At 39.0% G+C, this 24,177-nt stretch carries 18 protein-coding genes; 8 read left to right on the top strand and 10 right to left on the bottom strand.

All coding sequences use genetic code 11. From position 1 onward, the window contains the following. Positions 1 to 1,647 (bottom strand): ATP-binding cassette domain-containing protein, encoded by a 1,647-nt coding sequence (locus EHQ52_RS05665; protein WP_135614278.1) that lies wholly within the window; start codon positions 1,645 to 1,647, stop codon positions 1 to 3. Positions 1,648 to 1,744: 97 nt separating this feature from the next. Then, on the bottom strand, positions 1,745 to 2,431 hold the full coding sequence (locus tag EHQ52_RS05670; RefSeq protein ID WP_135614279.1) for an OmpA/MotB family protein: 687 nt from the start codon (positions 2,429 to 2,431) through the stop codon (positions 1,745 to 1,747). A 149-nt stretch (positions 2,432 to 2,580) separates the two neighbouring features. Here EHQ52_RS05670 and EHQ52_RS05675 point away from each other — a divergent pair, with 149 nt between their 5' ends. The 4 genes from EHQ52_RS05675 to EHQ52_RS05690 all read left to right on the top strand — a co-directional run bounded on the left by EHQ52_RS05675 (position 2,581) and on the right by EHQ52_RS05690 (position 6,496). Next, entirely contained in the window at positions 2,581 to 3,273 is a 693-nt protein-coding gene (locus EHQ52_RS05675; RefSeq protein ID WP_135614280.1) for a hypothetical protein, read from the top strand. 228 nt (positions 3,274 to 3,501) lie between these two features. Then, positions 3,502 to 4,095, top strand: coding sequence for a TetR/AcrR family transcriptional regulator (locus EHQ52_RS05680; protein ID WP_135614281.1), 594 nt, complete (start codon positions 3,502 to 3,504; stop codon positions 4,093 to 4,095). A gap of 68 nt (positions 4,096 to 4,163) precedes the next feature. Next, positions 4,164 to 5,411, top strand: coding sequence for a crotonyl-CoA carboxylase/reductase (gene ccrA / locus EHQ52_RS05685; protein WP_135614282.1), 1,248 nt, complete (start codon positions 4,164 to 4,166; stop codon positions 5,409 to 5,411). Positions 5,412 to 5,482: 71 nt separating this feature from the next. Continuing rightward, complete coding sequence (locus tag EHQ52_RS05690; RefSeq protein WP_135614283.1) at positions 5,483 to 6,496, top strand: zinc-dependent alcohol dehydrogenase family protein; 1,014 nt, start codon at positions 5,483 to 5,485, stop codon at positions 6,494 to 6,496. 76 nt (positions 6,497 to 6,572) lie between these two features. On the opposite strand, the gene EHQ52_RS05695 is transcribed toward EHQ52_RS05690, so the two are convergent. Together EHQ52_RS05695 and EHQ52_RS05700 are read right to left on the bottom strand one after the other, a co-directional pair. After that, entirely contained in the window at positions 6,573 to 10,346 is a 3,774-nt protein-coding gene (locus tag EHQ52_RS05695) for a thrombospondin type 3 repeat-containing protein (RefSeq protein ID WP_135614284.1), read from the bottom strand. Positions 10,347 to 10,657: 311 nt separating this feature from the next. Further along, positions 10,658 to 12,457: an N-acyl-D-amino-acid deacylase family protein gene (locus EHQ52_RS05700; RefSeq protein WP_135614285.1), complete on the bottom strand. Its 1,800-nt coding sequence runs from the start codon at positions 12,455 to 12,457 to the stop codon at positions 10,658 to 10,660. A gap of 714 nt (positions 12,458 to 13,171) precedes the next feature. On the opposite strand from EHQ52_RS05700, the gene EHQ52_RS05705 reads away from it, so the two are divergent. Then, positions 13,172 to 14,095, top strand: coding sequence for an esterase/lipase family protein (locus tag EHQ52_RS05705; protein ID WP_135614286.1), 924 nt, complete (start codon positions 13,172 to 13,174; stop codon positions 14,093 to 14,095). A 122-nt stretch (positions 14,096 to 14,217) separates the two neighbouring features. Further along, a complete protein-coding gene (locus tag EHQ52_RS05710; RefSeq protein ID WP_135614287.1) occupies positions 14,218 to 15,255 on the top strand; it encodes a 2-dehydropantoate 2-reductase in 1,038 nt (345 codons plus the stop codon). Here the strand turns inward: EHQ52_RS05710 and EHQ52_RS05715 are convergent. The 3 genes from EHQ52_RS05715 to EHQ52_RS05725 form a co-directional block, all read right to left on the bottom strand. Then, a complete protein-coding gene (locus EHQ52_RS05715) occupies positions 15,252 to 16,184 on the bottom strand; it encodes a DUF2167 domain-containing protein (RefSeq protein ID WP_135614288.1) in 933 nt (310 codons plus the stop codon). The genes EHQ52_RS05710 and EHQ52_RS05715 overlap by 4 nt on opposite strands. A gap of 123 nt (positions 16,185 to 16,307) precedes the next feature. Then, positions 16,308 to 16,916, bottom strand: coding sequence for a DUF2062 domain-containing protein (locus EHQ52_RS05720; RefSeq protein WP_135614289.1), 609 nt, complete (start codon positions 16,914 to 16,916; stop codon positions 16,308 to 16,310). Between the two features lie 10 nt (positions 16,917 to 16,926). Beyond that, positions 16,927 to 17,712 (bottom strand): tetratricopeptide repeat protein, encoded by a 786-nt coding sequence (locus tag EHQ52_RS05725; RefSeq protein ID WP_135614290.1) that lies wholly within the window; start codon positions 17,710 to 17,712, stop codon positions 16,927 to 16,929. Positions 17,713 to 18,066: 354 nt separating this feature from the next. On the opposite strand from EHQ52_RS05725, the gene EHQ52_RS05730 reads away from it, so the two are divergent. Further along, on the top strand, positions 18,067 to 20,160 hold the full coding sequence (locus tag EHQ52_RS05730; protein WP_135614291.1) for a PP2C family protein-serine/threonine phosphatase: 2,094 nt from the start codon (positions 18,067 to 18,069) through the stop codon (positions 20,158 to 20,160). A 6-nt stretch (positions 20,161 to 20,166) separates the two neighbouring features. Here the strand turns inward: EHQ52_RS05730 and EHQ52_RS05735 are convergent, their stop codons facing one another. The 3 genes from EHQ52_RS05735 to EHQ52_RS05745 form a co-directional block, all read right to left on the bottom strand. Further along, positions 20,167 to 20,523, bottom strand: a complete 357-nt coding sequence (locus EHQ52_RS05735) for a hypothetical protein (RefSeq protein WP_135614292.1) — start codon at positions 20,521 to 20,523, stop codon at positions 20,167 to 20,169. Positions 20,524 to 20,642: 119 nt separating this feature from the next. After that, a complete protein-coding gene (locus EHQ52_RS05740) occupies positions 20,643 to 21,059 on the bottom strand; it encodes a MaoC family dehydratase (protein WP_100708332.1) in 417 nt (138 codons plus the stop codon). Between the two features lie 16 nt (positions 21,060 to 21,075). Beyond that, entirely contained in the window at positions 21,076 to 21,525 is a 450-nt protein-coding gene (locus tag EHQ52_RS05745) for an FAS1-like dehydratase domain-containing protein (protein ID WP_135614293.1), read from the bottom strand. Between the two features lie 208 nt (positions 21,526 to 21,733). On the opposite strand from EHQ52_RS05745, the gene EHQ52_RS05750 reads away from it, so the two are divergent. Beyond that, positions 21,734 to 24,130, top strand: coding sequence for a sulfatase (locus EHQ52_RS05750; protein WP_135614294.1), 2,397 nt, complete (start codon positions 21,734 to 21,736; stop codon positions 24,128 to 24,130). Positions 24,131 to 24,177 lie beyond the last annotated feature (47 nt).

Genomic DNA, 24,177 nt, shown 5'->3' on the forward strand with positions numbered 1-24,177 from the left:
TTACTCGGCTTCCGTAAGCACAGGTCCACCAGCCAAACGTTTGTAAAATTCTTGGCCTTCTCTTTCTAAGAAGTCTTCGTAAGTTCCTTTGAAGTCTCTGATACCTTCTGTGGTAACTTCCAAAACTCTAGTTGCAATTGAACTTACAAATTCCCTATCGTGAGAAACAAATAAGATAGTTCCTTCAAACTTGGTTAAAGCATAATTCAAAGATTCGATGGATTCCAAATCCAAGTGGTTTGTAGGTTCATCCAAAGCCAAAAGATTATCCTGAGCCATAATCATCTTTCCTAAAATGATCCTGGATTTTTCCCCTCCGGAAAGCACTTGGGTTGGTTTTTTAGCCATGTCCCCGCTGAAAAGCATTCTTCCCAGAACAGCTCGGATCTCTTCCATTTCTGTACCTGGAGGTGCATATCTATATAACCATTCTATAATGGAATCAGCGTCTTCTCCAATTCCTTCTCTATGATCCTGAGGGAAGACAGAAGCCTCCACGGAATCTCCAAAGGCAACCGTTCCTGCATCAGGCTCGATCTGTTTCATCAAAGTTTTTAAGAGAGTTGTTTTTCCGACTCCGTTTGTTCCGATGATCGCGATCTTCTCACCTTTGGTGATATTGATCGTAAAATCCTTAAAGATAGATCTATCTTCGTACGACTTAGAGATATTGTCCGCAAGGATTACGTCCTTACCAAGAACTCTTTTCATTTTGAAAATTATATAAGGAAAAAGCCTGGAAGAAGGTCTGATCACCGCCATATTATCTTTGATCTTCTCTATCATCTTTTGGCGAGAAGTAGCCTGTTTAGATTTTGCAGCGTTAGCACTAAATCTACTAACGAATTCCTGAAGATCCGCGATCTTCTCTTTTGCTCGTTTATTATCCGACTGAGCTCTTTCTCTCGCGGCTTGAGAAGCTTCCATATACTCGTCGTAGTTTCCGGGATAAACAGTCATAGTCTGATAGTCCAAGTCACAGATATGAGAAGCAACAGAGTTGATGAAGTAACGGTCGTGGGAGATAACAATAACAACTCCCTTATAATTCAATAGAAAAGATTCCAACCAGTGAATAGTCTTGATATCCAAGTGGTTGGTAGGCTCATCCAAAAGGAGAACATCTGGTTTTTGGAATAGAACCTGAGCAAGCAATACTCTAAGTTTAAAACCGCCTGTTAAAAATGAAAGTGTCTGGCTATGGATGTTTGTAGGAATTCCTAGACCTTCTAATAATTCTCCCGCAACACTTTCCGCTTCGTATCCGCCCATCTCTCCAAAAGCTTCCTCTAATTCGGAAACTCGGATACCGTCCTCGTCGGACATCTCAGGTTTGGAATAAATTTCGTCTCTTTCTTTGGCGATTTCCCAGAGTTCTTTATTCCCCATCATCACAGTGTTTAATACTGTTTCGTTTTCGTATTCGTAATGATCCTGCTTTAAGTAACCTACTTTGATTCCTGCGTCGATTGCAACAGAACCCGCAGCTGCTTGTTCCATTCCAGCAAGGATTTTCATAAATGTGGATTTACCAGAACCGTTGGCTCCGATCAGACCGTATCTGCAGTTTTCCTTAAACTTAACTGTAACGTTTTCAAAAAGAATTTTCTTTCCGAAATTCAGAGATAAACCAGAAACGCTGATCATACAACCTACCTAAACACCGAAGGGATCTTATAAAAAGAGGGGATAGGACCATAGTTTATAAGGTGCTAGAATTCGCCAAGCGAATCCTAGGCCTGGTCTATTCGCTCAGTTTACGTAATTCTTCAATACCCGGTAGATTAGATAAGTCCGGAACGATTACAATTTCTATCCTTCGATTAGCGGTTCTATTCTCCACGCTTGTATTCGGGACAGAAGGACGAGATGATCCCATAGAAGCTGCACTGATCTTCTCTTCAGGCATTCCGGATTTTACCATTGTATGTAATACTGTCAAAGCTCTAGCAGATGCAAGTTCCCAGTTGGAATATCCTTTGATACCAGTAGGAACATCGTCTGTATGACCTTCTACTTGGAATCTTCTTCCATGAAGAGATGATAGAATTCCTGTGACTTCTTTAATTGCATCTATTCCTTTGGATGATAAACTTGATGAGCCAGGAGGGAATAATATATCAGAAGAAAGTATTACTACCATTCTTCCATCTACGATCCGGATCTTCAGTTTTCCCGAATCGATCATTCCTTTAAAACTTTCTAATAAACTCCTGTAATCAGCTATCCTTCTTTCCGTTTCTTCTTGGATCCTTTTCATATCTTCTACGGATCTTTGGAGAGAAGACTTATCTTTTTCTAAATTGGAAAGATCTCTCGCCTTCTCATCGTACATTGCCTGTAAGGCGTCATATTTGGATTGAGAAACACAATTGGACAGAATGGAAATAGAAACAAAGACTATGGTAAGAATACCCAGATTCCTTTTCATGATTCCTCCGAGTTTTTTACTTAGAACAGGGTGCATAATTAATTTATCGTTTTTTTCCCACTTTTCACGAGGGATTCTCCTCTATTTTCCGAATTATTTTCGAAAAAATCTGGCGAGAAAGTTCGATCCGAGTTAGTCTGTTAGTAATCATGCGATCCTTTCTATTAGAACTTCCCCGACTGCGATTCTTTCCCATAATTTTGTTTTTATTCTTAATTATCCAGTCTGGTCTGTATTCACAAACTTCTCCTACAAATCCACCAGCTAACTCAAAAGAGTCTATAGCTGGAGGACCTCCTACATTTAAAAAGTTGGTAGAAGAAGTTAAGGTTTCTTTAAAAGACAGAGGATATGTAGTAGATAAGAGATCCCATTTTACTGGTTCCGTATTCAAAGGGAACACAGTATCTTTCAAACTTCAATTTCCAGAAGGAAAGGACAGAAAGATTGTCCGCAAATTAGGAGTGGGGCTTGCTCATGAAAACCCGGACCAATCTGTTATGGTCCATATCTTTCAATCAGATAATGAAGATAGAAAGTTATCTCCTTTGTTCACAGGATTTGTAGAACCTTCTTTCGTTTATGAATGGGAAGCAAGATACGGAGAGAATCATTTCTTAGTAGAGATCAGATTAGATGAATCAGAGTCTAACGTTGCAAACTTTGAACTTATATTCGGCAGCCAATTATACACCCCCGCTGCAGCATTCGGGAGAGAAGAAAAAGACCAGAACCTGAACCAACCTGGTTCTCCAGGTAAAAAACAACCAGGAGCAGAAGGAAGACTCCCAGGTACGAGTGAGTTGAACAACTACTTTGAAGTTTTTAAGAAAGAGTTCTGAGGTATTGAACTTCATTACAATTAGGTAAGACTATCATTCAGGTAAGTTTGACTTAAATAGCCCTTCCCTATAAGTTAATGAATTGCGGAATTCTGGCATTTGTTATATCTTCGCTAAATAGTGAAATTTCTATCCTAAAGGATAGATCTTCCGGCGATTGCGAGATCTTAGATCTTCAGACAAAAAAATAAATTCGCCGGATGAATCCTCCTAAAAGAGGTCGGATCGGTGAAAAAGAAGGACGGTAGCCCTGTCTACCCCACAAACGGAGTTTTCAGAAATTCTCGAGAGAGAATTTTAGAAGGCGCTGCGATAGCTTTCGCTCGCAAAGGTTTCCACGGAACCTCTCTAAGAGAGATCAGTAGAGAATGCGGGTTAGAGCAGCCTAGCATTTATCATCACTTCCATTCCAAAGAAAACCTATTCAGAAAGGCGCTAGTCGCCACTCATTTGATGATATTGAACGATATCAGAAGTAGATTGGTAAAAGACAAAGGATTAAGAGAAGAAGTTGTCTCTGTATTCCGAGCAATTTGTGATATAGCAAGACAGTTTCCTGATAGGGCCAAACTTCCATTCAGCTTGGTATATTCTGCGCCTGAAAATCTGGTCCAAGAATATACGAATCATTACGGTGCCCAATATAGAAAATTATTGGATGCTGCCGTAGATCGTAATCCCCCGCCTAAAAATGCGGAACTAAAGCTTTCTCTACTCGTAGATTTATTACATAGTTTGATACTTTCTATCTCTTCAGAGCGGTTTTTTGAGGATCGGGTCAGAGGTTTGGAAGAAAGAGTCGATCATATCCTTCTTACTTAAGCCCGAAAGCCAAGTTTAAGACTGTTTTTTTTCTCGTAAGCCTCGGTCGGTTAGGTTTTCTGGTCCCCATGAGCGCACCTGAAATCGTACCAATCGGCCAACTCCCTCCATTAGGAGTGGTCCCTAAGAAAATGCATGCACAGGTCATCCGACCAGAGCGTTTTGGAGATCCGATAAAGTCTATCCAAGCTGAAGAGATAGACGTTCCTGAAATTAAACCTGACGAAGTGCTGGTTGCAGTTATGGCTGCCGGAATTAATTATAATAACGTATGGGCTGGCCTTGGATTCCCGGTCGATGTGATCGGCGCAAGAAACAAAAAAGGCGAACCTGAAAAGTTCCATATCGGTGGATCAGATGCATCCGGTATCGTATATAAAGTAGGTTCCGAAGTTAAGAACGTAAAAGTAGGAGACGAAGTAGTCCTACATTGCGGTATCTGGGACAAGAACGATCCTTGGGTTAAAGCAGGAAACGATCCTATGTTTGCGCCTTCCCAATTAATTTGGGCGTATGAAACTAACTGGGGATCATTTGCTCAGTTCTGTAAAGTGCAAGACCACCAATGTCTTCCTAAACCAAAACATCTTTCTTGGGAAGAAGCAGCTGCTTACATGCTCGTTGGAGCAACTGCATATAGAATGCTTCACCACTGGAAACCAAATGATGTAAAACCAGGAGATGTAGTTCTTATCTGGGGAGGAGCAGGCGGATTAGGAGCTATGGCGATCCAGATCGTAAAAGCTGCTGGTGGAATTCCAATCGCAGTAGTTTCTTCTGATGATAAGATTGAGTTCTGTAAAAAACTTGGCGCTGCCGGAGTAATTAACAGAAACAATTTCAAACATTGGGGCGCTCTCACTTCTGATATCAATAAGCCTGAAGTATTTGTAGAATGGACTAAACAAGCCAGAGAATTCGGAAAAGCTATTTGGGACATCGCAGGAAAAGGAAACAATCCTAAGATCGTATTCGAACATCCAGGTGAAACCACCATCCCTACTTCAGTATTCGTTTGTGAAACTGGAGGAATGGTAGTTATCTGCGCTGGAACCACAGGTTATAATGCAACTGTTGACTTAAGATATCTTTGGATGCGTCAAAAACGTCTCCAAGGTTCTCACTTTGCAAACGACGAAAACTCAATTGGTATAAACCAATTAGTGATCGATAAAAAAGTAGATCCAGTTCTTTCTCAAACCTTCCAGTTCAACGAAACTGCGCAAGCTCACCAATTGATGAAAGAAAACAAACACCCTGCAGGAAACATGAGTATCCTTGTAGGTGCTGATAAATTAGGACTAGGTAGAAGTTAAGCTACCGCAGAAGGGCTCCTGATTCCAGGAGTCCTTCTATCCTCCGAACTATATTATAAAAGTATAATCAAATGAAAGCGGTCCAACTTTCCTCTTTCGGAAAAGAAAATCTCTCCTTAATCGATTTACCAGACCCAGGCAAGCCAGGCCCGGGAGAAGTTTTAGTCCGTTTTAGAGCGGCCTCGTTAAATTTCAGGGACTATCTAGTTGTCCAAGGAAAGTACAATCCGAATTTTCCAGTTCCAATGGTTCCTTGCAGCGATGGCTCAGGAGAAATTGTTGAAATAGGAGAGAATGTCTCAGGCATCAATATCGGAGACAAAATCAACGCAACCTTTGCTCCTTATTGGTTGTCAGGACCCGCAAACAAAAAAGAACTTAGGACAACACTCGGTGGTCCTTTAGATGGAACACTAAGACAATACGCAATTCTTCCGGCTACTGGTGTGGTTCCGATGCCTTCTCATCTTAGCTTTGAAGAGGCGGCCACACTTCCTTGTGCAGGACTTACTGCTTGGTCGTCCTTCTTTGTGGAAAGCAAACTCAAAAAAGGAGAATCAGTCCTTATACAAGGAACTGGTGGAGTCTCCTTATTTGCATTACAATTTGCTAAAGCAGTTGGAGCTACTGTTTATTTAACCTCTTCTTCAGACGAAAAATTAGAAAGAGGAAAATCCTTAGGTGCAGATCATCTAATCAATTATAGAAATATTACCGCTTGGGGAGAAAAGATCAGAGAACTCACAGGCGGAGAAGGCGCGGACCATATCGTAGAAGTAGGTGGAGCCGGAACCTTAGAACAATCGATTAAGGCAGTAAAACTTTTCGGCACAATCCATTTGATCGGGATCTTAGCTGGTGCTATCAAAGATTTGAACCTTCTTCCATTAGTTATGAACCAAATCAAAGTCCAAGGGATTGTGGTGGGTCATAGAGAAGGTTTCCTTGCTATGAACAAGGCTATAGAAGAATGGAAACTTAAACCTGTAGTAGATAAAGTCTACGAACTTTCCGAATTCAAAGATGCATTAGAGTATCTGAAAGACGGAAAACATTTCGGAAAGATAGTCGTTCGAATTCCTTAAATAAACTTCCTTCAAAAAAAAAAACGGCCCGGGAAATTTTATTTCCCGAGCCGAATTCAATAGCTATATCTGATGATTACGGAGCTGTAATCAATTTATCACCCGAATAAACATATCTTCCTGTGAATGTGTATTCGTCGTATTTAGCCGTGTATCCCGGAGCGAAAGGCCATCCGTTCAGCATTGTGCTACAAGCCGCCAATCCCTGATCATAAGTTACGTCATTCACAACACAAGAAGGAGAAGGCTCATATACTGGGAATGGCCACCCAGGTAGATAAAACCATTTCTGTCCGGTAAAGGTTCCTTTCCTCACTGCAGTGGATTTACTAAAATGCTCCCAAACCTTAAAGTCAGCATTCGCAACCGCTGTAGGCATCGAAGCAGGCTGCATCATTGCGGGAACATTTGTAGGATTCATAGTGGTATCTTTATAAACCACTGTGGTCGCTTGGATCGTTTTCGCACGCACTGGAATTTCTACTTTATCTGTTGAAACCAAGATATCTCTACAAGGAGAAGTTCCTTGGGTAAAAGAAGATTGGACCACCAATGTAGATGCCTGATTCGGAGCGACAACGGATTGAGAGCGAGTAAGATTCACGTTCGTTCCCGCATTCACTGTTAAAGAAATAGCAGGGATCCCATAATTTCCTCCAGCATTCGCTTCTATTGTTCCAACTCCAGGGTTAGAAGAAGAAGTCGCACAATCATTTCCTGCTCGATCATAGAAATTATGCATGAAATCAAGAGTTGCGCCTTCTGGTAAGAAACCGTACTTTTTATAGTCGCTAATACCTGCATTAGGGATCAGGCGTATTTTAGAATAACCTCCGACGTTCCCAATTCCTTTTGTATCAGAAGGAGAAAGAGCGACATGAGTGTATGGTCCACTAGATTGGTTATTATAAATAAACGCGATATCCGTAAATCCAGTATTAGAATTTAAGAACATCGTCACGAATCTTTGAGAAGAACCTTTAGCAAACATCAATCTTCCAGAACCATCAAAAGAAATCGATTCTATCGGAGACCCGCCAATTACAGATTCACGAATAAATTGTAGAGTAGGAACTCCCGAAGTAAAAGTGACCCTGTAAGAACGAAGTAAAGTGTAAGAGGTATTTTGACCTACAATTACATCGTAGCCTCCCAAGATGTATAATGTATACACTGGATTCCCTGACCAATCCATATATGAAAGAAACTTTACTTGTCTTCCTATAAAGTTTGTGCCGGATTGTACGCCAGAAGGAATAATACTATTATACGTCAGATCTCCCGGTTTTTTATACCATACTTTGATCTCTCTTGAAGGTACAGACTTAAGAGTAGCAAATACTTCCTGTTCGTTTTGAGGATTGTATCTAACTAGCGAGTCTGCAGAAATCACGTTATTAAAGTCAGGATTTGAAAGACCATTCGTATTCAGATTTCTATAGTAGTTACCTGAATGCAAGAATTCGTATTGATGAGCATCATATCCGACCAAGAGTCCTTGTCCACGATCGTAAGGCATTACGAACAAAGAATTTGTATTAACTTCTGGAAAACTCGTACCGTAAATTTCCGGACCAAAACTACCAACCGAAACTGTATCAATTTGTAATTGATAGCTTTGATTTAAATACGCGATGCTATTAACTTCGTTCGAATTAATATTAGCGGGAAAAGAAACCGCTTTAAAACGATCCGACTTATCTGTGTAATCGTAAGAAATCGAAAACGAAGTCCCTAAACTTCCAATAACGTTAGAATTATCGTAATAGTTGAAATTTCCGTCTCCTATCGCAAAGAAATTTGGAATTCGATAAGCAATCCCTTGGCCACCATTAGTAAACTTGATCTGATTCTTCAGACCCAAGTTAGTATATTTTTGAGTCCAAGTACTATCGCCCCATTGCGAAGTATAATTCAAATAAGTAAAGTCCGTGAAAGAACTCGCGGCATTCCCATTTGCATCATAAGTAATATTCGTGACTCCCAGCCAAGAAGCGTCTTTTGCTTCCAATTGTTTAAAATCATATTTCTTAATATTCGAAACGTTTCCAGCTCCGTCTTTCGCCCAAATTGCGATTTTTTCTAAACCGCCAGCTGCTTTACCTAATTGGACAAAGGTTTTAGATTCGAAACAGTTTTCTTTCCAAACATTGAATAAAGAACTGCTAGGAGGTCCGAAATTTAAAGCTCCGAAAGGTTTTCGTTCGAATTCTGTATTGGTCATCCCCGCTTCAAATTGTCGGATATAACAATATTTTTTGACTGATCCTGCGGGATTCGTATCCGAAACAGAAGCAGTAAAATCTACAAAGCTTGAACTTGCATTATCCGACAAAAGCGTAAAAGTCGCGTTCGGAAGAACAGTATCCGCCATGGTAGGGTCTGTTCCGAGAGAAAGTTCCGTAAAATCACTGGTTCCATCTCCGTCTGAATCAGTATTTACAGATGATGAGAATGTATTCGAAGCTCCTGCGATAAATAAAGGTCGGATTGGGGTAGAAGATTCAGTAATATCTGATAATCCGTCCCCATCAGTATCTACGCTTGTGGTTATAGATCCGGTACTAATCCCATTAAATATTCCGTCGTTATTTAAAGCAAAAACGGAATAGTAATAGGTCGTATCGATAGTTAAGCCGCTATCCAAATATGAATAAGAAGTAATTTCTGAAGCAGAAACCTCATCACCTTGAGTCGGCGCCATAGGAGGTGCAATTTGACTTCTGCGAATTATAATATTCCGAGGAGCATATGTATCTTCATAGGCGAACCAAAAAAGATTCTGATTTGATCCAGGAAATGATTTCAAGGTAACAGGATTGGACGTTCTTAGATCAGGTCCTGTAGAACAGAGAACTCCAGAGGAAACTACAGTCCCTTCTGTGTTTTTAGGTTTTACTACTGCCCAGAAGTTAGATGAAACTCCACCACCTACTGTACCCTTCTTATTTCCACCAAGAACAACCCTAGCTCCTTGAAGATAACTACGTTTATATACTTTGTATCCAGATGCTCCAATGTTTTGTGCCGGATCTAATCCCGGTTCAGTAGTATAAATATATTTTCCAGAAAGAAGAGTAAAATCTGTTCTTAACCAGTCTGCGTCATTAGAAGAATCGGAAGGAGAGATTCCACCTCTTGAATCATACATAACGTATACATCGATGTCTCGGACTGCATTAAAGGAAACATATTCGCTCGCTGTAGAATCCGCGTGGATAGAACTAACACCGCAGGTTCCTGCCCCACCTTGACAACTTGGGACCAAAGCAGCAAATTGAAGTCCTAATTCGCGAAATGCGCCTTCGTTTTCTTTTACAAAATAAGGACGATCCAAATAGTATTGGTAACCTTCTCCGATGGTTCCTACCTGAGCTTTAGAAACATTGGAATCATCTAGCACTCCTTGCATTCCCCAAGCAACGGATTCATCGCTCAAACATGCTGTAGGAGCAGCAACTCCGCTATCTGGCAGAACAGGCAAAGCGGTTAGTATAAAAGGAGTAAAATGTTTAGTATGAACTGTAACGATTGATTTCTCTTTATCTAAACTACCTTTTTCAAGAAGTTTCCACTCCTTAGTTACATAGTCTTTATACCAAACGTATAATTCCTGAGAGAAACCTTTCTCTTCTAATGCTTCCAGATCCACCGGAAATTCGAATTTTACAGGCTCAGAAAAAACGATACTAGAGTTACGAGCTTTAGATTGCTCTTTGCCGTCTTTATCCCTAGTTGCCAGGCTGATATCGTAAATTTTACCCACTGGGACCTGAGAACGGCCGACTAATTTCGGAACATTCGAGTCTTCGGATATACGAAGCTCACTGGCGGGAATTGCCTTTGGCAAAGTTACTATCGGGATAGAACTCGCCAAAATAGGAGTGGGAAACGAAGAGTTGCTTTGTCCAAAAAGGTTTTTAAAAACCCCATTGGAACAATTAAAGCAAAACAACGTTAGCGTAAATAAAAGTAAGTTACGTAGGTTCATTCTGTTTGTTTCCAGTCATATTTTTGTGCTTTTAGTCACAAGAAAATTATCTAGAAACTATAGTCAACCTACAGGACAAATTCAGACACAGTTTATCGTTTATTTTAAGAAAAGTATTTTACATTTTCTTAATCTATTTTCCCCAAATGGGATATACCATTTTTCAATTTTTAAGCTGCCGATCCTGCAGCTTCTCTTTTTTGTGCTTTCGCAGAAGAATAAAGATAATCTTTTTCTTTATAAGCCATAAATCTTCCGAAACCATTTTCTTTTCCGATCTCAGGAAGAACGGTCCCATTCTCCACTGCAATTTTTCCATTGATCAGAACTGCACGGATTGCCTCTTCGTTCCTACGAACTAAGCGAACCATTCCACCAAATTCAGGCATTGGAGTTTCTTGGATGGTTTCCACTTTTTCGTTTAAACCATTTGGATTTAAAAGAACGATATCCGCTTGGGCACCAACTTTTAATTTGCCTGTATCCAAACCGAACCAATCTGCAATCTCTCCAGTCACTCTCCATACGGCTTTCTCTGCAGAAAGAAAAGGTTTTCCCTCTAATTCTGCGTCTCTAACCAATTTCAAAAAACGTAATGGAAAATTATAATGAGCCATTCCTCTTAAGTGAGCACCTGCATCCGAGAAACCAATCAACACGTCTGGATGGCTAACAATATATTTTAAAGGCCCCTTACGATCGTTACCGATTACAGTGTACCAACGAATATCATTCCCATACTCTGCGCATAGATCCAAAAATGTTTCGACCACATGTTGCTTTCTTTCTTTGGCTAAATCTGAAAAAGATCTACCTACCAATTTTTGATCGGGACATTCTACAATCTTAGATTCGTTGAAATCTCTATGAAATACTCTAGGTAAGAACCAATTTGTCCATTGTCTTCGGAACCATTTTCTATATCCTTTATCGAGTAGAAGTTTTCGTCGTTCTGCAAGGTCCGCTAAATGGATAGCAGCAGTTCCCGCTCCAAATTCTTCGAAAACAACAACGTCTACTCCATCTGCATAAAGATCAAATACTGCTGGAACAGCTTGCAAACGAACATCTCCTTTCAAGATTGTATTCACGATCCGGGTCAGAAATGCCACTAACTTGTAAATGGAACGATTGGATCTTGGATCCATGAGAGAAATGATTGTTGTCTTCAGCTTCTTTCTGAAAATCCCCAAACTTTCTTTAAAGAAGAGTAATACATTATATTTGGTAGAAACGTTCGGAACTCCTTGGAAAATCCTATCTTCTCTTCGAACAATCTTATTTAATCTGCTGATCTCAGACCATTTAGCAAATGTAGAAGGAAGCGGTTTACTTCTAAAACGACTACCATCCATTTTATCCCAAGTAAGAGTATTGATAGAAAGTCCTAAGTATCCGCAATCAATCGCTTCTTGCAGAAGTTTTTCCATTTGAAGCATTTCTTGTTCAGTAGGTTTCACTCCGTAAGAAAGAGATCTTTCTAATCCCATTGAATAAGATCTGATAGCAGAATGTCCTAAGAACGTAGAAACATTCGGGCCCAAAGGAAGTGAATTCAAATGATCCGCATATTCTTTCATCGAATTCCAAGTTTTCTTTTTTTGTAAAAGAGGAAGCACCTGCTCTCTAGGAATTGCTTCTACCCTACTGAACATATCAGCAAGATCTTCTGGTGAGCCTATACAAAGACTGAGAGAACAACTTCCCATTGTGATTGTAGTAACTCCGTGCATCACAGACTCTTTAAGTCCTGGAGAAGCTTCTACCTCTGCGTCATAATGTGTATGAAAATCAATAAATCCTGGAGTGACCCAAAGTCCTTTTGCATCGTATATCTTTTTTGCATCACCTGGAATTGATTTAGAGATCTGAGCAATCTTTCCATCAAGAACTGCTACATCTCCTATAAAGGATTCTTTTCCTTCTCCATCAAATATTCTTCCATTCCTGATCAGAACATCGTATTTCATAATGATTCCTCTTCTCTATTCTATCTCTAAGAGCTTCGCTACGAAAGTGTATAATAATCCATAGTCAATCTTTTTCAAATTTTTTGAATATAGATGAACAATTGTTTACTAAAAAGAAAATTTCTTTGATACAACTACGCGCTTAGAGATTTTTTATCTTGTTTGGGCGGATAGGCAAACCTTCGCCCATGCTCACATAAATGTTAGATATCCGCAAAACCGAACCAGGTAGGTTCCCCGAATCAGTGCAGATTACCAAATCTTTTGCTTCATTCCCACCATATCAAATTAGAACGTAATCTAATTATTTTTCATATTACCCTGGTTTATACACACAATCCCACACCCGCTATTCGCAGGAACGCGGTAAGCCCAGAAAGAAATTTCCAAACGAACAACCTTCTACCCGAAATACGTTAGTCAGGCTTGAAATATCGAATTTTTCACCTTAGGATCTTCTCCTGGTGATTCATCCCTAAAGGAATATTTATAAAAAACCGACCGTTATAAAAAGAAATTAGTTCTATATCAAACGTTATTTTATCATCACTTTTTTCGAACGTTTTATCTTGACAGCTTTGCCTCTGGATTTAATCTTCAAAAGCTCGGTTTTGTACCGAGTGATACAGATAAAAAAGCGAACAAGTTAAAACTAAGCGAATCTCAATCTGAGACCATATAGACAGCAAGAGAATAGTGAAGAGGTAAACTCAAATGCGTAAATTAGGATTAGCGGTATTACTCCTATTTTTGTGTAGCGGCACGTTGTTCGCTTCAGGGGGAGGATCTTCCTCCAAACCATTAGCTGGATCATATCCAATCGTTCTTTCCCACGGACTTTTCGGTTGGGGAACTGATTCATCCGGCATCATCAGCATCGTTAACTATTGGGGCGGAATGGATTCCTATCTGACATCCCAAGGTGCAACAGTATATGCTCCTACTAAAACTGCGGCTCAATCTAATGAGACTCGTGGTGTTCAGCTAAAAGACAAGGTTCTTGTTTATATTGCTGCAAACGGCTTTAGTAAAGTGCATATCCTTGGCCACTCCCAAGGTGGATTGGATAGCCGTTATGCTATCTCCAACTTAGGACTTTCTTCTAAAGTTTCTACTTTAACTACTTTGAACACTCCTCACAGAGGATCTCCAATTGCTGATATCGTAACTACTGTTCTTCCTGATTGGATCAAACCTTTCGTTAGCGGTATCTTAGGAGTTGTAGTTAAATTAGTATATGGTGGCGGAAACCAAGACGCTCTTGCAGCACTCGGTTCCTTAACTACCAGCGGAACTGCTGCTTTCAATACTCGCACTCCTGATGCTTCTTCCGTTAAGTATTTCTCTTACGGATCTTACATCACTATTCCTGACCTGATCCAACACCCTCTAATGGGAATCATCCAACCTGCATGTGTTGCTGGTGGATTGTTCAATGGACAAGGCGGAACTTGCGACGGACTTGTTCCTTACACTTCTTTGAAATGGGGAACCTTCAAAGGTGGACCTGACTACGGACTTCTAGTAACTGGTGTGGATCATATCCAAGCTTCTAACACTTTGGGTTCTGGAAAACCTTGGTTCGACGTAGAAGGTTACTTCTTAAAAATGGCTTCCAACGCGAAATCTAATCAGTAATTTCGGTGTTGTGTCTGAAAAAAGCCGGGTTTAATCTCCCGGCTTTTTTTATGCCCAAATCTAAGTGTAGAATATCGATTTTCTAGTTGGTATTTTTCTAATATTCTTCATTCTTTCCGCTTATGAGTTTTTCCCCGAAATTTGCAATTTTAGGTTCCGGAAGTATAGGAACATATATCGGAGCTTACTTGGTAAAAGCAGGATATCCTGTAGTATTTGTAGGTAGAGAAAGATTAAAACAAGAGATCCAATTATTCGGCTTAGGGATCAGCGATTATAAGGGAAATTCATTCACCCTTGCCCCCAGCCAAATCCGTTATGTTACTGATATAAAAGAAGCCAAAGACTCAAACGTATTTTTGATCACAGTCAAAAGTAAAGATACGATAGAAGCTGGAAAATCCATCCGTTCTCTTTTTTCACCCGAAGAATTATCTAAAATTACAGTAGTAAGTTTTCAGAATGGGGTTCGAAACTCAAAAGAACTAGCTTCCGTATTACCAGAGTTAAACGATCGTAATTTACCGGGTATGGTCCCGTTCAACGTAGTATCCAAGGGAAAAGGACAATTTCACCAAGGAACAAGTGGGGAACTTGTAATCAAATCAAACGAATTTGGGAACAAGATCCATTCTTGTTTGAGAAGAGCAGGCCTTCCTTCTATCGTTCATAAAAACATGGAAGGTGTACTTTGGGGAAAACTACTTTTCAATTTAAATAATAGCTTAAACGCACTCGCTGGTGTTCCTCTTAGAGAAGAATTATCGCAAAGAAAATACAGAAAAATTTTAGCTTCTATGATCCTAGAAGGTTTAGAAATACTGAAACTTTCCGGGATCCAGCCTGCAAGCGCAGGTAAAATGATCCCTTGGCTTGCGCCCATCATTTTGGGTTTGCCGGACTTCTTATTTTTTAGAGTAGCTTCTTCTATGGTCAAAATTGATCCAGAAGCAAGATCCTCTATGTGGGAAGACCTACATCATGGAAGAATAACTGAGATTTCTTATTTGAATGGAGAGATTATTAGTTTAGCAGATGAGATCGGTCATAAAGCACCGATCAATCGAAAGATCGCTTCTCTAATTGCAGAAGCAGAAAGCGGTTCCGGTAAATCTAAGTACGATGCGGAAACGCTTTCTAATCTTTTAGGAATTGTTTAGGCTTCTTTGTCGGAAGATCCCGAAGCAGTATCTTCTTGTTTTCCTCTTCCGAAAACAAATCTTCTAACTGCGTAAAATAAACCGATCACTGCTGGGATCAGTAATTTTGCACCTTTCAATAAGAACCCGCCGATCACCGCAAACAATCCAGCTTTTTTCAGAAGTCCTCCAGCGATCAGACCGCCGATCCCATACGCGGCTAAACTGTCGATTTTAGAATCGTAATCTGCGTAACGGTTTCCTTCCGAGAATTCAACGCTCTTTAGGATACGGCCTACATCTCCTTCTACTCTTTTCAAAACGTTAATGTCTCCGAGTACATTGAGTAAAAGATAACCGCTTCTTCCTAAAACTCGAATATTATAATTGAGAGTGTTTGTTTCAGTTCCTTCGAACTTATATTCCTTTGCCCAATGTAATTTTTTAGCGGCAGAATCATAATAAGGAGCAGAAGCCCAACCAACTAATTCCAATCCAGAATAGCCGTCTTTTTTTCTTTGCTCACTTTCTTCTTTAGAAGCTTCTTGTAGCTCGGATAATAATTCGTCGTATTTAATTTCTTTGGAATCCTCGTCGTCTACGTGACCTTCTTCCACATAATCAATGGTGATCGCATATGATCCTAGATCTAAAGGTGTTTCGCTAGCGATGAATAAAATTCCTAATCCTAATTCGCCGGGTGGATTTCCCCAAACATCTTCCAATACAATTTTACTATCTTGAGGATTTAAATACTTATAACCTTTTGGGACCTGGATGTTTGCGATCACCTTGCCGTCTTTATTTGCAAGAGGAACTGCTTTAGTTTCATATTTTAGGGACTTAACCCATTTCATTAAGTCCTCATCTGTTTCAAATTTTTGAGCGGAAACAGGAAGACTCCATAAGATGGCCATAAAAAAGAAAAAGGCCAAGAATCGACGAATCATATTATATTCTCCCGGATTGAATTCGAGTAACAAATACTATGCCAATCCGAAAGGAATTAGGACAACTAATAATGTTTAAATAGGAAAAAATATATTGAAAAGAACGAACTTTATACGACGAACCTAAGGAGTTTTTGCGGCGAACAATCCCACATCTTTTCTAACATGTTTTAGTTCCCATTCCTCCAAAGTAATACCTTCTTCTTCTGCTCTTCTGATCCTATAAGAATTCAATAAACGATATGTAATAGGATAACCTAGCAAGGCCAGAGGAATTCCAAAAGCAAAACCACCTACAAACATGGGAAGTCCCATCTTATCGAATAAGAAAATTGTCCAATGATACAATCCACTGATCAGGTCCATAGACTCAGATTCTTTGGAGATGGCCAATAACGTGTCGAAACTGATAGCCTGGAAAGGAATTCCAACTAAAAGTAAAACCTGTTTTCCAATCCAATAGAAGAGAGAATAAAAAAACGGGAGAGTGACTGGATTTGTGATCCAAATCATTGCGATCGCGATCGGAAGATAAAAACGGATACGGAACAATCTAAGGATCAACCAGGTTCCGAGTCCCAAATACATTTGCACTCCAACCAAAGGAGTCATGGACCAGATCAAACCAATCGTGGTCCCTAAACAAACTTCGTGAATAGGAGCATAAGATTCTTGGAAAGGTAAAATGATCTGTTTATGGATGACGCGCCATATTGTTCTGAGAAAATTCATCGGGTCCTGTTTATTTAGAACTGGAAAGTTTGGAATAATGTTCCCAAGATTTTGAGTATTTCTCCATAGCTGGAAATAATTCGAAGGCTTTTTTTGCAGATTCGCTTGCTGCCTGAGGATTTTTTTCGAAATCGTTTTGTAACTTTGCCAGAAGATAATAGGTTTCCGCTTTGATAATTAAATCTCTATATTCAGTTCCTAATCCCTTTTGTAAAGATTGGATTGAAGTTATCTTGTCTCGATTTAATAGATGAACAAAGCCAATTCCGTAATAAGCAGAACCTTCTGGTTTTACTTGAATGGATTTATTGTACCAGTCCAAAGCCTCTTCTCTTTCATCTTGAGAAAGAGCTAAATTTCCAAGATCTGTAAGTAACATTGAACTGTATTCTTGGTCTTTGGTGGCGTGTGCAATTACTAAGGCTTGTTTATATCTTGTTTCTGCCTTTTCGTAATTTTGTTTATGTTTTTCGATTTGAGCTAGGCCCCTTAGGCAATCGATGGAGTTTTTATTTTCCTTTAAACAAAGTTTATACTCCTTCTCTGCAGAAGAGTCTTCTTTGCGTAAATAATGGATCCACCCTCTTAAATAATGGACCTGGTCCATTTTTCCTGTGATAAGAGCCTTATCTTTTGCTTTTTGAACAGATTCTACTAAATGACCAGAATCCAATAAATCTCTGATCTCTAAAATAGAAGGCTCATTCTTTTCCCCTGAACATGCGGAATAAGAAGCCAATACGAGTGTAACGCTAGCTAAAACAGAATAGTTTCTAAAAAAATGAAAACGGTTCATATATGTGATTCGTATCGGTCTTTTTCATGCTCTTCCGGAGGATCAACATGGCAACAGGAATTTCCAGTTTTTAAGCTGATTTGCTAAAATACTTCTTTTTTCCAAAAAACGCCAGATTGGACGTAATATTCTTTAATTTTTTTCCTCTAATAATCTTTGAAGTTCCCCAAATTTGATTTTAGGGACACTTCTTTCGTATTTACGGAATCCAAGCAAAAAGTAGAAGGTCATACATTCCTGAGTCGGTTTTGGAAATTATTATTTTCCAAAATTCTCTCGAATACTCTTGTTAGTCGGAGAAAGATTGACGAGAAAATATAATCCGATGGAGGATGGTCCCAACCTTCCTGCTCAATGCACACGGCAAAATATTTATTCTTTTTATTAGGACCCATCGGCTTCCTCATTTTCCTTTTGTCCCTCACTCCATGGCATAAGGAAGAAAATTTACGCGCCTACAAAGGTGTAATCGACCTTAGAGGTATCCAAAGTACAAGTTCCGGCCCAGTTGATCTATCCGGAGAATGGGAATTTTTCTGGAGCCAAGAGCCTGGAAAAATTTTAGAATCCTTTCATGGGAATATGACTGTTCCGGGTTCTTGGAACAGAGAAACTGAATTACATCCATCATACGATAGATTAGGTTACGCAACCTACAGACTTAAAGTCCTTTTGCCAGATGTTTGGGTAGGAAAGGTTCTCACTCTAGGTTTAGGCACCGTTTGGAGTTCCTACAGATTTTATTTAGATGGAGAATTCCAGGGAGAATCTGGAGGACCATCTACTTCTCCTAAAACAAGCGTTGCAAGAGTGCAACCAAGATCCTTCTCGTTTGTCCCGAGCTCTAGTCAGATAGAAATTTCACTTTTCGTTACGAATAATTTCGCAAGACAGGGTGGAATTAGTTCTCCTGTTAAGTTAGGTCCTTCTGAAGTGATGTTATCCACGAGAACAAGGACAATCTTCACTGATATTTTTGCATTCTCTAGCTTAGTGATCATGGGCCTCTACCATATCTCTCTCTATTTATACTTAAGATCCAGCAAGGCTCCTTTGTATTTTGGATTTATGAGTATGGCGATCGGAATTAGGACTCTTGTTACGAACACAAGACTTCTTATGGAATTTTTCCCTTCTATCAACCAAAATGGGATCCAGATGATAGAACAAATTTCCATGATGTGTGCTACTGGATTGTATCTACTCTTCTTCTATGAAACATTCACTGTTTATGCATCCAAACTATATATTAGAATTTCCTTAGCAATCATCTCTCTGTTCATTTTAATGACTCTATTCGGATCTTTGGAATTTAATAGCAGTAAGGTTGCGTATTTCCATTTATTCATAGGGGTCACGATTGGTTACGTGATCTATGTAATTTTCGGAATAGACTTTGATAAAGAAAACAATTCTTCTTATATCTTATATGGCTCAGGAATACTATTCTTAGGAGTAGCGATTGATCTATTCTATACTTATATCCTAAAAGTTTCCTCTCATCAGGTTTCGCATATTGCACTCGTACTTTTTGTATTCTTACAGTCTTTGGTGATCGCTTCCGATCGTTCATCTAAATATAAAGAAGCAAAACTTCTTACAGAAGATCTACAAACTATGAACTTAGAACTTTTCGAAATGAAAGAAAAGTTGGTTCAAAAGGTAGAAGATAGGACCAGAACTCTAAACGATACTTTACAACAGATCAATAGAGAACTAGAGATCGCTCAAAACGTACAAAGAAAAATTCTTACTCCTCCAGAAAGAGAGATCAAAGGGATCCGTTTCGACTACGTATATAAACCTTTAGAAAAAGTGGGCGGAGATTTCTTAGATATTTCAGAGATCAATCCTGGACAAGTAAGAGTACTTTTAGCAGATGCCGTGGGACATGGAGTGCAAGCAAGTCTTATGACCATGGCATTAAAGACTGAATACGAAGAGCTAAAAAAACTTCCTTGCCCTACTCACGTATTAAAAGAATTGAATGGAAGATTTTTAAGAAAGTTCGATACTTTAGAAAGTATCTTTCCTTGTTTTGTTGCAGATATCTATTTAGAAAAAAAAGAAGTTCTATATGCCTCTGCAGGACATCCCGATCAGGTTTTACTTTCCCCTGATGGTAACTACGAATTACTTCATAAAACTGGTCCTATATTAGGACTATTCGATGATCTGGAGATTGAGTTCTCTACCTATAAATTCCCTACGGGAAGCCGTTTATTACTTTTTTCTGATGGACTCATTGAGAACAGAAGAAAGGAAAATAGATGGAGCACTGTGGAAACAATCGCGTCCAGAGCCGGCACACTTTCTAGCGTAAGTCTTCAAAAACTATTAGAAGAACTAGTAGTAATGGAAGAAAGATCTAGAGGAGACGAGCAAAGATACGATGATATCACCATCATCGCGATCGAATCGAGAGAAACTCCTGAATATCCAGCTTAATAAAATCTAAACGTTTTCCTTTTTTAAAAGGGAGAAGGTCCAGACTCCGCATAAAAATTCAAATCCGCTCGGCATTAAGATCATAGGATGGATCCATCCGAGTAATACAAATATGATCAAAACTATAAACTGAAAAGTCCTAGAATGAGTGGTCAACTTTACGAATGGACGAATATTCTCCTGTCCCATTTTAAAATAAAAATATCCTAATATAATTAGAGTGAGCCCAACTACCCTCACCCACACGTCGCTTGCGCTTAATAAGAAAAGACTTAAGAAAAAATTTGGAACAGTGATCAGAAGAAATCCTTCGATCAATAAAAAGATCCCGAAATATTGAACACTTTTGCCTGAGTTTATCATGGGCAAAGACATATCCAAATTTAAAAGAAGAACAATCCATTTTTAAGTTAGAATTATTCTCAGGCATAAAAAAAGCCCCCAAGATCGGAGGCTTTTTATCATTCGAATAGACTAAAAAATTAGCAGATAACTACTAATTCTCCAGAAGCTTTAACTTCTCCAGATTCATCAGAAGCCTCTACAGCTACAGTAAGAAGTTTCTCTCCGTTCTCTTCTTTCTTACGTTTGATCTTGCCTGAACAAGTAAGTTTTTGTCCTGGTTTGGTCATCGCTTTGAAAGTAACTCCGAATTCTTTGATCTGCTTTTGGTCTGCCCAAGAAGTGCAAAGTCTTCCGATCTGAGCCATTACGAACATACCATGTGCGATAGTTCCATCTAATCCGGTCTTACGAGCGAAATCAGGATCATTATGGATCGGGTTGAAGTCACCACTCGCTCCCGCATAACGCACTAGATGTGCATGTGTAATAGTATCCACTTTTAAAGGAGGGAGTTCTTGTCCTACTTCGTACTTGTCGAATTCAATTTTACTCATCTTAATCCTCCTATCATTATTCCGGTTTACGGATGAAAATAGACATCTCTGCTTCGATCACAGTTTCACCTTTCGCATTACGAATGGTTGTGCGGAAAGTCATAGTATCCATTTTACCAACTGTTACGTTAACACATTCTCCCTGAGAAGAAACCTTACCAGGATAAAGAGTTTTAACATAATTATATCTTTCTTTTAGATGTAGAATCCTGGATGTATCAACTCCCATGTTCTCCATATCTTTCCAAATTTTAGGATATCCCCAAAATTGGATCACTGTGGGAAAAGTAGGAGGAGCTGGAATATCCTCGTATCCTGCTTTTTTTGCCGCTTCTAAATCGAAGTATATCGGATTGCTTTCGCCGATCGCTAAACAAAACTCTTTTATCTTTCCTCTTTCTACGTCGAATTCGTAAGAGTCGAGTTTTGTGCCGATCAGGTCTTTTGAAATGCCTTTTTCTGCCATAATCCTTTTCCTTTGGATTGGTTTAAAAACCTTCGAAGGATCGAAGATCGTTTCTATGGCCCTATTTTTTAGACACCGATCTCACAGGTCCATTGAATTTTTAGTAACGAACGTTCTGTTCGCTCAAACAAGCGCCGACTGAATGGTGTTCATCTGGATGATAAGGGTTGTAAGCGGACCCCTCAAGTAAAATTCTGACCTTGTCCTTATGATTTCTTTTGGTCCCAAACCTTCTAAGATATTAATCCTGATCCTACTTTGTTATCTTTTACAGGATTGTAGACAAATTTTTTCAGGATCATTTTCAAAAGAAGAAGAGACCATAATCCCTGTTTGGGATGGACTTCGCTCTTTAAAAAAATCTGGAAGTGTATGCAGAGGAAATTCAGAAGAAGCCATTAAAAAGATTTCTTATCATTATAAAAAAAATCCATCCCGTTATTCGGAACTTCCTCTTAACGAAAAATGGAGAAACACTCAACTTACTATTTTAAAAGATAAACAAACTCTTCTAAATGAATCCAGAGATAGTTTACTTCTATTCCAAAACGGTGGTTGTGATATTTCCTCAGAGTTCATTATTCCTGGGGCAAAACTTTACGATCTACAAAATGTTGTTTTAGATTTTTCTATAACTGCGCTTTCTTCTTTAGGAGAGAATGTTCCAAGCTCTGGAAAATTGATCGTGAAATTAGGAAATACTATCGTATTCTCTAAAGATTTGCAAAGCCAAGGGAGAGAATGGATCGATCATAAGATCAAGATCCCAGAATCCATTTCCAAAACTTTAGAAGAGAACCCTAATATTTGGAATTTCGAATGGGTTCCTAAAAATCAAAACGATCTCTTATTTGTAGGACAACCTACATTATACGCTTCTGTAGCTGATCCAAAACTCTGGGGACCTAAAGAAAACGTAATATTGATCGTGGTAGATGCACTTCGCCCGGACCGTTTGGGATTTGGAGGTTCTACTGTTCCAACTAGCCCTTACTTGGACGAACTCGCTTCTGATTCTATCATCTTTGAGAATGCTTTCTCTAATGGAAATTGGACCAAGCCGAGCATGATCTCATTTTTTACTTCTAAGATCGCATCTGAATTGGGCCTTGGAAACGCTTGGTTCTATTCTAGTAATCTTCATAGAAAAATATTCTATTCTAAAAAGCCAGAAACACTTCCGAATCATCTTAGATCCAAAGGATATCTCACAGCAAGTCTTATGAATAATGTATTCCTCTTGGATTATACAGGAGTGGGAGTTGATCTAGGATTTCATAAATTATTCCAACCCGGAAAAGACAAAGACGACACTGAACTCATACTTGCAGAATCTATAAAGTTCCTGAAAGAAAACAAAAACAGAAGATTTTTCCTTCATATAAATATCAACACTCCTCATTATCCTTATCTTCCTGAAAAAAAGTATATGGATATTCTTGCAAAAAAAACTGATCCAAAGATCTGGAACAGTTATGATCCTTATGTCAGAAAATATATGGCAGAGATCCTATATACTGACGAGGTCATAGGTAGAATTCTCGAAGAAGCTAAAAAGACAGGTGCATTCGATAAATCCTGGATCGCGGTAGTTGCAGACCATGGAGAATTACAATCCATGGAACATTATTATCATCACCATTTCGTGGCCGAAAATCTTCATGCCCATGGAGAAACACATTACGATGAAGAGATCAAAGTTCCTTGGATCATTCATCCTCCTGCATCAGCAAAATCAAATATTGAAAAAAGGATTTTCGCTGAACAAGTTTCTCTACTTTCTCTTTTTCCTACTTTAGCAGGGGCATTAGGTCTACCTTGTGATCCAAACTCATGCGATGGAAATGATTACTCCAAAGCAATCTTTGGAGAAGCAGGTCCGCAATCCGAGGATTTTGTATATACTGAAGGAAGATTTTCAGAATCCATTCGAACCAAAGAATACAAACTGATCCGTAGATACCCAGGTTATGATTTTGTAAGAAGGACTAAAGAAGGTGAGCCTCATAAAATGCCTGAGGAGTTTTATTCCTTAGTTTCAGATCCTGGAGAATCACAAAATCTTTCTGGCACCAACTCGACACTTCTAACAAAAGCAAAACAAGAATTAGATTCTCATAGTTTAAAGAAGAATGTTTTCAAACTCAGATTGCCTGCCTGCGAAAAAGAATGCACTCGTAAAATAGATATAGGTATCCAAGCAGGAATTTATAAAATACTATCAGATACTCCATTTATAGAGAATCGTTTAGAAACAAAATCTGCTTCTCTCACAGTGAAACAAGAAGCTGGCAAAGAAAGTATTCTCTCCTTCTATACAGTAGAACCTATTTTTGGATTTCATTTATCTATTTTCAAAGATGGAAAATCAGAAGATTATAAATCCGGAAAATGGGGAATTCTATCAGCAGCGAGTTCTAAAATTTACAGGGATTCTCCTGAATCAGTGGCTTCTGCAAAACTTCCTTACGAATTCAAAACGTCTAAAGTTCCTTATTTTTATAATGATGCTGGACTGTCTGGAAATTCAGAATCTTCGGAGCAAGCCGCGTTAGGAAAAGAAGTCCGAAAAGTATTGGAAAGCTGGGGTTATATCCACGAATAGAATCCGTTTTACGTAAAACTTTCTATTCTCCTTTTTGCCAAAACTCC

This window comes from Leptospira koniambonensis, from assembly GCF_004769555.1.
Taxonomy (GTDB): domain Bacteria; phylum Spirochaetota; class Leptospiria; order Leptospirales; family Leptospiraceae; genus Leptospira_B; species Leptospira_B koniambonensis.

What these genes read in the sequence shown, in the direction of transcription:
- EHQ52_RS05750 (WP_135614294.1), top strand. Translation starts at nt 21,734, where the DNA reads ATGATTTCTTTTGGTCCCAAACCTTCTAAGATATTAATCCTGATCCTA.
- EHQ52_RS05675 (WP_135614280.1), top strand. Translation starts at nt 2,581, where the DNA reads ATGCGATCCTTTCTATTAGAACTTCCCCGACTGCGATTCTTTCCCATA.
- EHQ52_RS05720 (WP_135614289.1), bottom strand. Translation starts at nt 16,916, where the DNA reads ATGAATTTTCTCAGAACAATATGGCGCGTCATCCATAAACAGATCATT.
- EHQ52_RS05730 (WP_135614291.1), top strand. Translation starts at nt 18,067, where the DNA reads ATGCACACGGCAAAATATTTATTCTTTTTATTAGGACCCATCGGCTTC.
- EHQ52_RS05665 (WP_135614278.1), bottom strand. Translation starts at nt 1,647, where the DNA reads ATGATCAGCGTTTCTGGTTTATCTCTGAATTTCGGAAAGAAAATTCTT.
- EHQ52_RS05735 (WP_135614292.1), bottom strand. Translation starts at nt 20,523, where the DNA reads ATGATAAACTCAGGCAAAAGTGTTCAATATTTCGGGATCTTTTTATTG.
- EHQ52_RS05690 (WP_135614283.1), top strand. Translation starts at nt 5,483, where the DNA reads ATGAAAGCGGTCCAACTTTCCTCTTTCGGAAAAGAAAATCTCTCCTTA.
- ccrA (WP_135614282.1), top strand. Translation starts at nt 4,164, where the DNA reads ATGAGCGCACCTGAAATCGTACCAATCGGCCAACTCCCTCCATTAGGA.
- EHQ52_RS05715 (WP_135614288.1), bottom strand. Translation starts at nt 16,184, where the DNA reads ATGATTCGTCGATTCTTGGCCTTTTTCTTTTTTATGGCCATCTTATGG.
- EHQ52_RS05705 (WP_135614286.1), top strand. Translation starts at nt 13,172, where the DNA reads ATGCGTAAATTAGGATTAGCGGTATTACTCCTATTTTTGTGTAGCGGC.
- EHQ52_RS05725 (WP_135614290.1), bottom strand. Translation starts at nt 17,712, where the DNA reads ATGAACCGTTTTCATTTTTTTAGAAACTATTCTGTTTTAGCTAGCGTT.
- EHQ52_RS05745 (WP_135614293.1), bottom strand. Translation starts at nt 21,525, where the DNA reads ATGGCAGAAAAAGGCATTTCAAAAGACCTGATCGGCACAAAACTCGAC.
- EHQ52_RS05740 (WP_100708332.1), bottom strand. Translation starts at nt 21,059, where the DNA reads ATGAGTAAAATTGAATTCGACAAGTACGAAGTAGGACAAGAACTCCCT.
- EHQ52_RS05670 (WP_135614279.1), bottom strand. Translation starts at nt 2,431, where the DNA reads ATGAAAAGGAATCTGGGTATTCTTACCATAGTCTTTGTTTCTATTTCC.
- EHQ52_RS05710 (WP_135614287.1), top strand. Translation starts at nt 14,218, where the DNA reads ATGAGTTTTTCCCCGAAATTTGCAATTTTAGGTTCCGGAAGTATAGGA.
- EHQ52_RS05700 (WP_135614285.1), bottom strand. Translation starts at nt 12,457, where the DNA reads ATGAAATACGATGTTCTGATCAGGAATGGAAGAATATTTGATGGAGAA.